This is a genomic window from Pseudomonas pichavaramensis, assembly GCF_050473265.1.
Taxonomy (GTDB): domain Bacteria; phylum Pseudomonadota; class Gammaproteobacteria; order Pseudomonadales; family Pseudomonadaceae; genus Aquipseudomonas.
Genome location: NZ_JBJKFJ010000009.1, coordinates 80,207 through 93,478 on the forward strand (window position 1 = coordinate 80,207; position 13,272 = coordinate 93,478).

Annotated in this window: 11 protein-coding genes; 5 read left to right on the plus strand and 6 right to left on the minus strand. The window is 63.8% G+C overall.

Annotated elements, in window-relative coordinates; translation table 11 throughout:
• Positions 1-6: 6 nt before the first annotated feature.
• Positions 7-984: an NADPH:quinone reductase gene (locus tag ACJRW5_RS15825; protein WP_484571458.1), complete on the minus strand. Its 978-nt coding sequence runs from the start codon at positions 982-984 to the stop codon at positions 7-9.
• A 148-nt stretch (positions 985-1,132) separates the two neighbouring features.
• On the opposite strand from ACJRW5_RS15825, the gene hemF reads away from it, so the two are divergent.
• The 3 genes from hemF to ACJRW5_RS15840 all read left to right on the plus strand — a co-directional run bounded on the left by hemF (position 1,133) and on the right by ACJRW5_RS15840 (position 3,368).
• A complete protein-coding gene (gene hemF, locus ACJRW5_RS15830) occupies positions 1,133-2,050 on the plus strand; it encodes an oxygen-dependent coproporphyrinogen oxidase (RefSeq protein ID WP_484571459.1) in 918 nt (305 codons plus the stop codon).
• A gap of 138 nt (positions 2,051-2,188) precedes the next feature.
• Complete coding sequence (gene aroE, locus ACJRW5_RS15835; RefSeq protein ID WP_484571460.1) at positions 2,189-3,007, plus strand: shikimate dehydrogenase; 819 nt, start codon at positions 2,189-2,191, stop codon at positions 3,005-3,007.
• Between the two features lie 10 nt (positions 3,008-3,017).
• Entirely contained in the window at positions 3,018-3,368 is a 351-nt protein-coding gene (locus ACJRW5_RS15840; protein ID WP_484571461.1) for a DOPA 4,5-dioxygenase family protein, read from the plus strand.
• A gap of 3 nt (positions 3,369-3,371) precedes the next feature.
• On the opposite strand, the gene ACJRW5_RS15845 is transcribed toward ACJRW5_RS15840, so the two are convergent.
• The 3 genes from ACJRW5_RS15845 to betC form a co-directional block, all read right to left on the minus strand.
• Positions 3,372-4,943, minus strand: a complete 1,572-nt coding sequence (locus ACJRW5_RS15845) for a SulP family inorganic anion transporter (RefSeq protein ID WP_484571462.1) — start codon at positions 4,941-4,943, stop codon at positions 3,372-3,374.
• 58 nt (positions 4,944-5,001) lie between these two features.
• Entirely contained in the window at positions 5,002-5,922 is a 921-nt protein-coding gene (choX, locus tag ACJRW5_RS15850; protein WP_484571463.1) for a choline ABC transporter substrate-binding protein, read from the minus strand.
• Between the two features lie 74 nt (positions 5,923-5,996).
• Positions 5,997-7,508 (minus strand): choline-sulfatase, encoded by a 1,512-nt coding sequence (gene betC, locus ACJRW5_RS15855; RefSeq protein WP_484571464.1) that lies wholly within the window; start codon positions 7,506-7,508, stop codon positions 5,997-5,999.
• A gap of 113 nt (positions 7,509-7,621) precedes the next feature.
• Between betC and ACJRW5_RS15860 the strand changes: the two genes are divergently transcribed.
• Positions 7,622-8,542, plus strand: coding sequence for a choline sulfate utilization transcriptional regulator (locus ACJRW5_RS15860; protein ID WP_484571465.1), 921 nt, complete (start codon positions 7,622-7,624; stop codon positions 8,540-8,542).
• A gap of 88 nt (positions 8,543-8,630) precedes the next feature.
• Positions 8,631-9,533, plus strand: coding sequence for a D-alanyl-D-alanine endopeptidase (gene pbpG / locus ACJRW5_RS15865; RefSeq protein WP_484571466.1), 903 nt, complete (start codon positions 8,631-8,633; stop codon positions 9,531-9,533).
• Positions 9,534-9,845: 312 nt separating this feature from the next.
• Here the strand turns inward: pbpG and ACJRW5_RS15870 are convergent, their stop codons facing one another.
• On the minus strand, positions 9,846-10,730 hold the full coding sequence (locus ACJRW5_RS15870; protein WP_484571467.1) for a LysR substrate-binding domain-containing protein: 885 nt from the start codon (positions 10,728-10,730) through the stop codon (positions 9,846-9,848).
• Positions 10,731-10,948: 218 nt separating this feature from the next.
• The gene (gene fauA / locus ACJRW5_RS15875; RefSeq protein WP_484571468.1) at positions 10,949-13,159 is read right to left on the minus strand and encodes a TonB-dependent alcaligin siderophore receptor FauA; all 2,211 of its coding nucleotides are present in this window, start codon (positions 13,157-13,159) and stop codon (positions 10,949-10,951) included.
• Positions 13,160-13,272: the final 113 nt, after the last annotated feature.

The following is a 13,272-nucleotide window of genomic DNA, read 5'->3' on the forward strand; positions in this document are numbered from 1 at the left end:
ACTGTTTTACGGCAGCAGAATGGTCGAGCCAGTGGTCTGCCGTGAGCTCAGTGCGTCCTGTGCGGCGGCGGCGTCCTTCAGGGCGTAGCGCTTGCTGATCTCCACCTGCAGCTTGCCGTTGGCGATCATGCCGAACAGCTCATCAGCCATGGCCTGCAGGCGTTCGGCGCTGGTGGCGTAGCCGGCCAGGGTCGGGCGGGTAACGTACAGAGAACCCTTCTGCGCGAGGATGCCCAGATTGACCCCGGTGACCGCGCCCGAGGCATTGCCGAAGCTGACCAGCAGACCGCGCGGTGCCACGCAGTCCAGCGAGGTTTCCCAGGTGTCCTTGCCGACGCCGTCATAGACCACCGGGCACTTGGCCCCATCGGTCAGCTCCAGCACGCGTTGCACCACGTTCTCATGGCTGTAGTCGATGGTCGCCCAGGCGCCCTGCTCCTTGGCGCGCGCAGCTTTTTCCGCCGAGCTGACGGTGCCAATCAGCTTGACGCCCAGGGCGCGCGCCCACTGGCAGGCGAAGGAGCCGACACCGCCGGCGGCGGCATGGAACAGGATGGTTTCACCGCCCTTGAGCTCATAGGTCTGGCGCAACAGGTACTGCACGGTCAGGCCCTTGAGCATCACCGCGGCGGCCTGTTCGAAGCTGATGCTGTCCGGCAGTTTCACCAGCTTGTCGGCCGGCAGCACGTGCAGCTCGCTGTAGGAGCCCAGCGGGCCGGTGGCATAGGCCACGCGGTCGCCAACGGCAAAGCCGCTGACTTCGCTGCCTACTGCCTCGACCACGCCCGCCCCCTCGGTGCCCAGGCTCGAAGGCAGCGCCGGTGGTTGGTACAGGCCGCTGCGGAAATAGGTGTCGATGAAGTTCAGGCCGATGGCGTGGTTGGCCACCCGCACTTCGCGCGGGCCTGGGGCTGCCGGTTGGTAATCACGGTATTCCAGCACCTCGCTGCCGCCGTGCTGGCTGAACTGAATACGCTTGGCCATCTCCGATTCCTTGTCTGACATGAGCCGCCTGCTGGCGGCGAAAGGGTCTATCCAAACCTTCTGATTGACTGACGTCAACTGCGGATCGGCGCTGTCGAGTGCTATGCTGCCCTCCGATTTCGACCTGCTCCCTGTTCAAGGTGCCGCCGTGACTGACCGTACCGAGGCCGTGAAGGCCTATCTGCTCGACCTGCAAGACCGTATCTGTTCCGCCCTGCAAGCCGAAGACGGCCAGGCCGTATTCGTCGAGGATGCCTGGCAGCGTCCGGCCGGTGGCGGCGGGCGCACGCGGGTGATCGAGAACGGCGCGTTGATCGAGAAGGGCGGGGTCAACTTCTCCCACGTGTTCGGTGACAGCCTGCCGCCATCGGCCAGTGCCCACCGACCGGAACTGGCCGGGCGTGGCTTCCAGGCCCTCGGCGTATCGCTGGTGATCCACCCGGAAAACCCCTACGTGCCGACCTCGCACGCCAACGTGCGCTTCTTCAGCGCCGAGAAGGAAGGCGAGGAACCGGTCTGGTGGTTCGGCGGCGGTTTCGACCTGACGCCCTACTACGCCAATGAGGAAGATTGCGTGTTCTGGCATCAGGTCGCGCATGACGCCTGCGCGCCGTTCGGCGCCGAGGTCTATCCGAAATTCAAGGCGTGGTGCGATCGTTACTTCCACCTCAAGCATCGTGGCGAGCCGCGTGGTATCGGTGGGTTGTTCTTCGATGACCTTAACGAATGGGATTTCGACACCTGCTTTGCCTTTATCCGCGCCATCGGCGATGCCTATGTCCAGGCCTATCTGCCCATCGTCCAGCGTCGCAAGCTGACGCCGTTCGGCGAGCGCGAGCGCGAGTTCCAGGCCTTCCGCCGTGGCCGTTACGTCGAGTTCAACCTGGTGTTCGACCGTGGCACCCTGTTCGGTCTGCAATCGGGCGGACGTACCGAGTCGATCCTCATGTCGCTGCCGCCGCATGTGCGCTGGGGTTACGACTGGAAACCGGAGCCGGGCAGCGAAGAGGCTCGCCTGACCGAGTATTTCCTTACTGACCGCGATTGGTTGTCGACCCACCCATGATGTAGCCCGGATTGCATCCGGGCTACGAACTGGCGTCATCCCCGTTCCCGTAGGAGCCCGCTTGCGGGCGATCTGACTTCAGAACGAATCGCCCGCAAGCGGGCTCCTAGGGTTCTTTGTACCGCAACAGGATTTTCCATGGACCGCTACTGCGTCTTCGGCAACCCCATCGGCCACAGCAAATCGCCGCTGATCCATCGTCTGTTCGCCGAGCAGACCGGCCAGGCGCTGACCTATGAGGCGCGTCTGGCGCCGTTGGACGACTTCGCCGGCGACGCCCATGCCTTTTTCGCCGAGGGCCTGGGGGGCAATGTCACGGTACCGTTCAAGGAGGACGCCTTTCGCCTGGCCGACGAGCTGAGCGAGCGTGCCCGCCGTGCCGGCGCGGTGAACACCCTGAAGAAGTTGGCGGATGGTCGCTTGCTGGGCGACAACACCGACGGTGCCGGGTTGACCCGTGATCTGCATAACGCCGGCTTCTCCCTGGCCGGAAAACGCATCCTGGTGCTCGGTGCCGGCGGCGCGGTACGTGGCGTACTCGAACCCTTTCTGCAGCAGAAACCGGCGGTGTTGGTGATCGCCAACCGTACGGTGGCCAAGGCCGAGCAACTGGTGCGCGAGTTTGCCGATCTCGGTCCGCTGGTCGCTGCCGGTTTCAACTGGATCGATGCGCCGGTGGACCTGATCGTCAACGGCACCTCGGCCAGCCTGGGCGGTGAGTTGCCGCCGATTGCGCCGAGCCTGATCCAGCCTGGCCATACGCTTTGCTACGACATGATGTACAGCCGCGAGCCGACTGCCTTCAATCGTTGGGCTGCCGAACAGGGTGCGGCGCGTTGCCTGGATGGCCTGGGCATGCTGGTCGAGCAGGCCGCCGAGGCCTTCGCCCTGTGGCGCGGCGTGCGACCGGATACGGCGCCGGTACTGGCTGAATTGCGCCGTCAATTGATGGCTTGAGGAGCGGCAGATGAACGAAACCATACGCATCAGTGGTTACCATGCTCACGTCTATTTCGATGCCGATACGCTGGAGCAGGCGCGCGCCCTCTGCGAGGACGCGGCAAAGCGTTTTCCCTTGAAAATGGGACGGGTGCATGAGCGTCTGGTCGGGCCGCATCCGTGCTGGAGTTGCCAACTGGCCTTCCGTGCCGACCTGTTCGCCGATGTCGTGCCCTGGCTGATGCTCAGTCGCGGTGGCCTGGATGTATTGCTGCACCCGATCACCGGTAACGAACTGCGCGACCATCGCGACTGTGCGATGTGGATCGGTCGCTCGCACGTGTTGGATCTGAGCGTGCTCGATGACGCCGAGGACTGAGGTTCAGTCTTCGAACAGCACCGGGCAGCTTTGCGCGCCTTCCAGTTTGAGGATTTCCTCCACCACCTGCGGCCGCGCCTGACGTAGCACCAGGCTGCGTTGCAGCGCCTGCAGACGGCGCGCTTCCTGGTGCAGCATCTCCACCCCGGCGTAATCGATGAAGTTGATGTGCCGCGCGTCGATCACCAGTCGCTGGCCGCGACTGCGCTGCAGTAACTGCTGAATGTACTGGCAGGCGCCGAAGAAGATCGAACCCTCGATACGCAGCACCTCGTCGTCGCCGTCGTGCCACAGGCGCACGCGCGGCTGCGAGGTGCGCTTGAGGTAGAAGAACAGCGAGGCCAGCACGCCGGCATAGATCGCCGTCTGCAGTTCCAGCACCAGGGTCGCGGCGAAGGTCAGCAGCATGACCGCGAATTCGGCACGGCTGACCCGGCGTAATGCGCGAATCGCCGGCAGATCCACCAGCCCCCAGCAGATCAGCAAAATGCCGGCGGCCATCACCGGCAGCGGGATGTGCGTCAGCAGCGCTGCGCCGAACATGGCGAACAGGGCCACCAGCGCGGCCGAGAAGATGCCGGCCAGCGGCGTGCGTGCGCCGGCTTGCAGGTTCAGCGCCGAGCGGGTGAAGGAGCCGGCCGACAGTGAGCCGGAAAACCACGGGCCGATGATGTTGGACAGGCCCTGGGCGCGTACTTCCTGGTTGGCATCGAGGAACTGGTGCGACTTCACCGCCAGAGCGCGGGCAATCGACAGGCTGGTCACCAGCCCGAGCATGCCGCAGGCCACCGCAGCCGGGAGCAGACGCAGCACAGCATCGAGATCGAAATTGAGCAGGGTCAGCGGTGGCAGGCTGCCGGCAAAAGGCGCGACCAGGGCAATGTCCCCGGTGTAGCGCGCCGGCAGCAGCCACACCAGCAGGCTGCCGCACACCAGGCTGATCAGCAGTGCCGGCGCCTTGGGCCAGAAATGCCGGATGGCGACGCTGAGAAGCAGGGTAAAGGCTGCCAGAACCAGGCTCGGCCAGTGCGTCTCGGGCAGGTGCTGGCCGATCTGCAACAGGCTGCTCAGTGCGGTGGCCTGGCTGGGCATCTCCACGCCCAGCAGGTTGGGTACCTGGCCGACGGCGATCACCAGCGCCGCGCCAAGGGTGAAGCCGAGCACCACCGATTGCGAGACGAAATTTACCAGTGCGCCGAAGCGCAGTAGGCCAAGCAGCCACTGGAACAGGCCGGCGAGAAAGGTCAGCAGCAGGACCAGGGCGACGAACTCTTCGCTGCCCATGCGCGCCATGGGGCTGACGCTGGTGAACAGGACGATGGAAATGGCCGCGGTCGGGCCGCAGATCAGGTGCCAGGACGACCCCCACAGGCAGGCGATGACCACCGGCACGATGGCAGCATACAGGCCGTACTCGGCCGGCAGCCCGGCAATCAGGGCATAGGCCAGCGATTGCGGCAGGGCCAGGATGGCGCCGGTCAGCCCCACCAGCAGGTCGTTGCCGAGGGTCTTGCGGCTGGTGCCGGGCAGCCAGCGCAGAAACGGCAGCAGGGTCTGTCGGTCGGGTAATCGCATGGTCAGGGTCGAGGGTGGGCCGTAGGCGACACCACCCTACTCACTTGTGCCGGCTAATTCAAAGCCGGGCTTTCACCGCCGCCAGGCCGTCGCTACCGTCCAGGGTGGTCACGCCCTGCAGCCAGGCGTCGAGTACCTGCGGGTTGGCCTGCAGCCAGGCCTTGATCGCAGCATCGTTGCTGGCCTCCTTGCTCAGCACCTGGTCCATGATGCTGTTCTCCATTTCCTGGGTGAAGGTCAGGTTGCTCAGCAGCTTGCCGACGTTGGGGCACTGCGCGGCGTAGCCTTTGCGCGCCAGGGTGTTGACCTGGCCACTCTCGCCGAAGTACTTCTCACCGCCACGCAGATACTTCATGTCGTACTGCACGTTCATCGGGTGCGGGGTCCAGCCGAGGAACACCACGAATTGCTCGCGCTTCACAGCGCGACCCACCTGCACCAGCATCGCCTGCTCGCTGGATTCCACCAGTTTCCAGTCACCCAGGCCGAACTCGTCGCTGTCGATCATCTGCTTGATCGACTCGTTGGCCGGCGAGCCGGACGCGATGCCGTAGAGTTTCTTGCCGAACTTGTCGGCATGCTTGTCCAGATCGGCGAAGGTCTTCACGCCAGCCTCATAGGCGTAGGCGGGGACGGCCAGGGTGTACTCGGTGCCTTCGAGATTCTGGGCGACCTTGTCCACCTCGCCGCTGGCGACAAACTTGTCGTAGTTGCTCTGCTGCGCCGGCATCCAGTTACCGAGAAACACGTCGACCTGACCTTTTTGCAGACCGGCGAAGATGATCGGTACGGCAAGGGTCTGGCTTTGCGCCTTGTAGCCCAGGCCGTCGAGCAGGAAGCTGGCGATGCCGTTGGTCACGGCGATGTCGCTCCAGCCCGGGTCGCCCAGCTTGACCGTAGAACAGGCTGCATCATCGGCCCAGACATTGCCGGCGCTGCTGAGCGCGGTGGCGAGTAACAGCACGCTGAATCGGTTCATGGCGTCTCTCCTTTTTTCTTCTGTTTTGGGTAGCGGCAGCTTCAAGGCTCGGGCCCGTGGCGCGGAGCAAAAGTTCAACCGACGACCGGAAAACGCGCCCGGCGCTCCAGGTCGTCGAGGTCGATGTGGTTGCGCATGTATTGCTGGCTGGCGTCGACCATTGGCTGGTGATCCCAGCTGGTCAGCTTGCCCTGGCTCAGCGCTTCGGCCACCAGGCGGCGGCGGCGCTGGCTGGCCAGGGTGGCGGCATGGATCGCCGTTACGTCCCAACGCTGGCGCGCTTCGGCGATGAACTCGGCCAGCAGGGCCTGATGCTCGGCACTGCTGGCGAGGTTCTCGCGTTCGGCCGGATCGTGCTGCAGGTTGAACAGCAGCAGTGGGTCCTGTTCGGAGTAGACGAATTTCCACGGCCCACGGCGGATCATCATCAACGGGCTGTCGGTGCCCTCGGCCATGTATTCGCCGAGCACCTCGTCATGTCCGCCTTCGCCCTTGAGGTGTGGCAGCAACGAGCGACCTTCGAGTTCCAGGCCGGCGTCGACCTGGCCACCGGCCAGCTCCACCAGGGTTGGCAGCAGGTCGAGGGTTGACACCGACTGGCTGACCCGGCCGGCGGCGAAGCGCTGCGGTGCATGCACCAGCAGCGGTACGCGGGCGGACATCTCGAACCAGTGCATCTTGTACCAGAGGCCGCGCTCGCCAAGCATGTCGCCGTGGTCGCCGGAGAAGACGATCAGGGTGTCCTCGGCCAGACCGCACTCTTCCAGGGTCTTCAGCAGCTTGCCGATGTTGTCGTCGATGTAGCTGCAGGAGCCGAAGTAGGCGCGGCGGGCGTCGCGGATCTTGTCCTCGGGCAGTGGTTTGTCCCACAGGTCGATGACTTTCATGATCCGCTGCGAGTGCGGGTCCTGCTCGTGTTGTTCGATGTACTGACGCGGCAGGGGAATGTCCACGCCCTCGTAGCGATCCCAGTACTCGCGCGGGATGGTGTAGGGGTCGTGCGGGTGGGTCATCGACACGGTCAGGCAGAACGGCTGCTCCGGGGTCAGGCGCACATGGTCGTAGAGGTACTGGCGGGCCTTGAACACCACCTCTTCGTCGAAGTCGAGCTGGTTGCTGCGCACGCAGGGGCCGGCTTGCAGCACCGAGGACATGTTGTGGTACCAGGTGGCACGCACGTCCGGCTCGTCCCAGTTCACCGCCCAGCCGTAGTCGGCGGGGTAGATGTCGCTGGTCAGGCGCTCTTCATAACCGTGCAACTGATCCGGGCCGCAGAAGTGCATCTTGCCCGACAGCGCCGTGCGGTAGCCGAGGCGGCGCAGGTAATGGGCGTAGGTCGGCACGTCGGCAGGAAGGTCGGCGGCGTTGTCGTAGGCGCCGATCTTCGATGGCAGGCGGCCGCTGACCAGGGTGAAACGCGACGGCGCGCACAGCGGGCTGTTGCAGTAGGCCGAGTCGAACACCACGGCCTGTTCGGCCAGCCTCATCAGGTTGGGCATCTGCACGGGTGAAGCGGTGTCGTGCAGCGGCAGGATCGGCGCGGCCATCTGGTCGGCCATGATGAAGAGGATGTTCGGGCGCTTCATGGTGGCAGGTATTCCATACTGTTGGTTTATGCGACAGTGCTGCCACCATGATTCCGGTATGAGACCTGCAAGGTAAACCCGGTTGAAATACATGCCTCGGATAAGCAGTACTTATGTTTAAAGCCATCGATGGACTGTCACTCGACGCGTTGCGGGTGTTCGAGTCGGCAGCGCGTCAACTCAGCTTTACCGCTGCGGCCAACGAACTGGGCAGCAGCCAGCCGGCGATCAGCCAGCAGATCAAGCGCCTGGAACAGCAACTGGCGACGCGCCTGTTCGACCGTGTATATCGTGGCATCGTGCTGACCGAGGCCGGCGAGCTGTTGCTGGCCCATGTGCAGGAGGGCCTGGCCAGTCTCGACGCCGGCCTGGTAGCGGTCACCGCGCGGCAGCAGCATGAGGTACTGCAGGTGGCCACGGACTTCGCTTTCGCCGCCTACTGGCTGATGCCACGTCTGCAGCGTTTCAACCGCCTCTATCCGGAGGTGGATGTCAGCCTGATCACCAGTGAGCGCGACCCGGCTACGGTGCCCAGCGATATCGACGTGGCGATCCGTTTCGGCGACGGTCGTTTCAAGCATGGCGAGGCGCACCTGCTGTTCCGCGAAGAGGTGTTCCCGGTATGCAGCCCGCGCCTGCTCGGCGAACGCCAGGCGCCGTTGGCGGCCTCAGCCCTGGCAGAACTGCCGCTGCTGCACCTGCGGCCGGAGAGTCGCTCGCGCTGGTTCGACTGGGACGGTCTGTTCCGTGAGTTCGGCATCGCCAGCCTGCCGACGCCCGGCGCGCTGCGCTTCGACAACTACACCCTGTTGATCCAGGCGGCGATTGCCGGGCAGGGCGTGGCCATCGGTTGGCGCCACTTGGTCGATGAGCTGCTGGCACAGGGGCTGCTTTGCCGGCTGGTCGATGCTCAGGCGCAGTCGGCGCGTGGCTATTACCTGGTGTTGCCTGAGCGCAAGCGCCGTCAGCGTCTCACTGCGCGTTTCGTTGACTGGTTGCAGAGCGAGCTGGATTCTCCAGCAGCAAGCGTTTGATCGGACCATACTGCAATCGCAGGTCCTGAGTCCCTATACTGCTCTGCGCCGACCCTGAGGCGCCCACACACAACCGGTGAAGTGAACCGTGAAACTCCGTCATTCGATTTTGGCCCTGCTGCTGTGCAGTGGCCTTGCAGTTTCGAACCTTCAGGCTGCGTCTACCCAGTCCAAGCAGGAGCTGGCCGCGGGTAGTGCGCTGTTAGTGGATCTGAAGACCGGAAAGGAACTCTATTCCAGCAACCCCGACCTGCGTCTGCCGATCGCTTCGGTGACCAAGCTGATGACGGCCATGGTCACCCTCGACGCCAAGCTGCCGCTGGATGAGCTGCTGCCCGTCAACATCCGTGACACCAAGGAGATGCAGGGTGTGTTTTCGCGAGTGCGCGTGGGCAGCGAGCTCAGCCGTCGCGACATGCTGCATCTGGCGCTGATGTCCTCGGAGAACCGCGCGGCCGCCAGTCTCGCCCATCACTATCCTGGCGGTCAGGTCGCGTTCATCAAGGCGATGAACGCCAAGGCTAAGGCGCTGGGGATGAGCCACAGCCATTTCGTCGAACCCACCGGCCTCTCCGAGCAGAACGTGTCCACCGCCCGTGACCTGGCGCTGATGGTCAAGGCGGCGGCGCAGTATCCGCTGATCCATGAGTTCACCACCGATTCGGAAGCTACCGTCGCGTTTCGCAAGCCGAACTATACCCTGGGGTTCCGCAACACCAATGCCCTGGTGCGCAAGGCGGACTGGAACATCAACCTGAGCAAGACCGGCTTCACCAATGCTGCCGGCCGCTGCCTGGTAATGGCCACCACCATGGCCAATCGCCCGGTGGCTTTCGTCGTGCTCGGCGCCTTCGGCAAGTACACCCACATGGCCGACGCCAACCGCCTCAAGCGCTGGATGGAGACCGGCAAGGTCACCCCGGTGCCGGCTGCGGCGCTCAGCTACAAGCAGCAGAAGCTCGCCGAGTGGAGTCTACAGGCAGCGCAGTGATCTGGCGCTGATGCAAACAAGGGCGACTCGCTGAGTCGCCCTTTTTCGTTGACTCTCAGTCGTGTAGCCCGGATGAAATCCGGGGATCAGGCGCCCACAGAAGTCCCGGATTGCATCCGGGCTACCCGTGCCATCGCATGCGTAGGAGCCGGCTTGCCGGCGATCCCTCGATGTTCGACTCCCGATCTGACCGCAAGCAAGCTCGCTCCTGCGGTTCGTGCGTTGAGGCTTGACTGACTGGCGTCGGGGTCGACGAGTCGCCCTGTCGTTGTGACAGCCGTAGCGCGGATGCTTTGCGTCAATCGCGGTGCTTCAGCCCAGCCGCTCGCTGAGAAAATCGAGAAAGCAGGTGATACGCGAGGCCAGTGCGGTGTTGCGGTAATACACCGCGTTGATCGGCTGGCGCACCTCCACGCGTTGCTTGGCCAGCACTTCTACCAGGCTGCCATTGGCGCGGGCGGCGTCGGTCATGAAGTCCGACAGACACACCAGCCCTTCTCCGGCCAGGGCCAGTTCGAGCATGGTGTCGCCGCTGGAGGCGCGCAGGGTCGGGGTAATCTGCCAGCGTTCGCCGATGGCGTGGCGCAGTGGCCATTCATTGAGAGTTTCCGGTTCGGTGAAGCCAATCAGGCTGTGCGCCTGCAATTGCTCGGTGCGCGTGGGTGTGCCGTGCTTGCGCAGATACTCCGGGCTGGCCAGCACGCGGCGACGGCTGTGGCACAGCGGTCTGGCATGCAGGCTGGAGTCCGGCAGAGCGCCGATGCGAATGGCCAGGTCGGTGCGCCGCTCCAGCAGGTCGATGATGCGATCGTCGCTGTTCAGCTCCAGTTCGATCTGTGGATAACGTGCGCGAAACTCGCCAATCAGCGGAACGATCACGTGCAGCATGAAGGGCGAGGCGGTGTTGATGCGCAGGCGGCCGGCTGGTGCCTGGCGGCGCAGGGTCATCTGTTCCTCGGCTTCCTCCACGCTGGCGAGGATGCGCCGCGCCTGGGCGAGGAACACCTCGCCCTCCTCGGTCAGCTCCAGGCGCCTGGTGGTGCGGCGCAGCAGGGTGACCGCGAGCTTTTCCTCCAGCCTGCTGAGGGCACGGCTCACGCCCGAGGCGGTCTGTTCCAGCTGTTCGGCGGCGGCGCTGATGGAGCCGCAGTCGACCACACTGACGAAGGCGAGCATTTCTTCCAGGCTGGTTTTCATTGTTGAGCTTCAGTCAAATGTTCTTGCGCATTGGTTCGGTTCTACGCGTGAGTCTGGCGTGGATGCCGCTCACCATCAAGCCTGGGTCCCTGCAGTGAGTGGCAGTGTCTGCAACCCTTTATCCGGCATGGCGTCAGCCCGGACCTCGCTCCGCGCTGGGATTGGGCCTGCTGCCACGCCAGGCTGACCTGGGTCAGTGATGACGTGGCAGGTGCCCGTCAGAACCTCGCGCTCAGGGTCAATTGCAGGTTGCGTGGCTCGCCATACCAGAGCTGGCTGTAGAAGCCGATCTGCTCGAGATACTTTTTGTCGAAGACGTTGTTGAGGTTGGCAGTGGCCGTAATGTTTTCGTTGATCTGGTACTTGGCCATCAGGTCGACCAGGGCGTAGCTGCCGGTGCTCACGTCCACCGGGCCGTTGGGGCTGCCGGTGTTTGCGCGTGATACGCCGCTGCGCCAGGTGGTTCCACCGCCCAGGGTCAGATCTCTCAATGCGCCGTCCAGGCGATAGGTCGTGAACAGCTTGAACTGTGTGCGCGGGTGGGTGGTGTTGATCGCCCTGCCTTCGGCATTACGGGCGATGAAATGGGTGTAGCTGGTAGACAGGTTCCAAACGTCGCTCAGGGCGCCGCTCAGCTCCAGGTCGAAGCCATCGACCACTGCCCCTTCGCCGGACTTGTAAGCCTGTTGGCTGGGGTCGGCGATCAGGAACGTATCGGGAATGGCCTCTGCCAGGCCTTCCTGTTTGGTGCGATAGACCGATAGCGCCGCGTTGAGCTGGCCGTCCAGATAGCCGGCCTTGATCCCGGCCTCGTAGCTGTCGCCGGTAACCGGGTCAAGGAAGCTGCCATCCGGCGCGCGCTGGGTCTGGTTCTTGAAGATGCTGGTGTAGCTCGTGTACAGGCTATAGGTCTGGTTAAGGTCGTACACCAGCCCGGCATAAGGGGTGACCTCATCGCTGTAGCGGTAGTTGCGTTGGGTGCCGAAGTAGTTCTGTTCGATCGTCCAGGTGCTGACACGCGCCCCGAGGATCAGGTGCAGTGGGTCGGCCAGCGACAGACGGGTCACCGCGTAGCCACCGGTCTGGCGAATATCGGTTCGGTCGCCGTTGGCCCGCACGTTCGACCAGACAGGTTCGGCGATGTTGCCGTTGGTCCAGTCCGACTGCGAGTCGGCTATCGGTGCCGTGCCTGGCGCCGGCAGGTATTGATCCATCTGTAGATCGTCGTCGATGCTCATCCAGCCGAATGCAGCTTCATGAGTGCGCCCCAGCAATTCGAATGGTCCGCTGCTGGTCAGGTGCCAGTCGTCGCGGGTGCGCTCGCCGTCATACTTCAGAAAGCTGGCGCTCATGCCGGCGTTGTTGCGGTCCGGGTAGCCGCCACGGAATACGTAACGCATCGCGTAATCGGCCTCGGTACGGCTGTAGGCGGCGCGTAGTTTCCAACCGTTGTCCAGCTGATGTTCGAGATCGACGAAGGCCGTGTTCGACTCGGTGCCGAAATACGACCACCTGGTGTTGTTGCCCGCTGAGCGGCCGTAGTCGGTGCGCGATCCGTCGGCGTAGAACATCGGAACACCGGAGCCCATGCCATCGGTGTCGTTCTTCTGATGTTCGAGGCTCAGGGTCAGTTGCGTGCGTGGCGTCAACTCCGCGCTGATCACGCCGTACAAGGTTTCACTGCCGTAGCTCTGCTCGTCGATGAAGGTGTCACGCTCGGAGTAGGCGGCAACGACCCTGGCTGCGACACGACCATCGGCGCTGAGCGGAGCCGAGATATCGATATCGCCACGTCGCTGATTCCAGCGACCGAGGCCGAGCGAGCCGCCAATGGCGAACTCCGGCAATGGTCGCTTGCGGATGAAGTTGACCGCGGCCGAAGGGCTGCCGGCGCCTGTCAGCAGTCCCGTCGAGCCCCGTACGACCTCGACGCGGTCATAGATCGCCGAATCGATATCGGTGGCGCCGAAGTTCCAGAAGTTGTTGATCGGCGAAGCCAGTCCATCGAACTGGAAGTTGTCGATCTCGAACCCGCGAGCGGAAAACGACACGCGATTGCTATCGTTGCGGCTCATCGAGATACCCGGAGCGCTGGCGAGGATGGCCGCGGTATCACGCAGGCCGCGATCTTCGATCTGCTGGCGAGTCACCACGCTCACCGACTGCGGCGTCTCACGGATCGACAGGGGCAGGCCCACGGCAGTGGACATGCTGCCAGTGGTGTAGCTGCCGGTGCCTTCTGTCCCGGACTGCGGCAGCTGTTTGGCATGCACATTCATGGCTGGCAGCGTCAGGCTGGCGTCGCGCGTGTTGTCGACCTCCTCTTGCGCCGCTGCACCTGCTGCCAGCGGGGCCAGTGCGCTGGCCAACAATGCGCTGCGCATCATCGATGCGAGCGGGGATGGATTGAAGGTCGAACACTTCGGCATGGCAGAGCCCTCTTGGGAATAATTTACTCATGCGAATTATTCACATATAGAGGCGATGCCACTTATGCCAGATGCCAGTGTTCCTATGCCGTATGCCAGGCCGGGAACAACCT

What these genes read in the sequence shown, in the direction of transcription:
- ACJRW5_RS15825 (WP_484571458.1), bottom strand. Translation starts at nt 984, where the DNA reads ATGGCCAAGCGTATTCAGTTCAGCCAGCACGGCGGCAGCGAGGTGCTG.
- aroE (WP_484571460.1), top strand. Translation starts at nt 2,189, where the DNA reads ATGGACCGCTACTGCGTCTTCGGCAACCCCATCGGCCACAGCAAATCG.
- ACJRW5_RS15840 (WP_484571461.1), top strand. Translation starts at nt 3,018, where the DNA reads ATGAACGAAACCATACGCATCAGTGGTTACCATGCTCACGTCTATTTC.
- ACJRW5_RS15845 (WP_484571462.1), bottom strand. Translation starts at nt 4,943, where the DNA reads ATGCGATTACCCGACCGACAGACCCTGCTGCCGTTTCTGCGCTGGCTG.
- choX (WP_484571463.1), bottom strand. Translation starts at nt 5,922, where the DNA reads ATGAACCGATTCAGCGTGCTGTTACTCGCCACCGCGCTCAGCAGCGCC.
- betC (WP_484571464.1), bottom strand. Translation starts at nt 7,508, where the DNA reads ATGAAGCGCCCGAACATCCTCTTCATCATGGCCGACCAGATGGCCGCG.
- ACJRW5_RS15860 (WP_484571465.1), top strand. Translation starts at nt 7,622, where the DNA reads ATGTTTAAAGCCATCGATGGACTGTCACTCGACGCGTTGCGGGTGTTC.
- ACJRW5_RS15870 (WP_484571467.1), bottom strand. Translation starts at nt 10,730, where the DNA reads ATGAAAACCAGCCTGGAAGAAATGCTCGCCTTCGTCAGTGTGGTCGAC.
- fauA (WP_484571468.1), bottom strand. Translation starts at nt 13,159, where the DNA reads ATGCCGAAGTGTTCGACCTTCAATCCATCCCCGCTCGCATCGATGATG.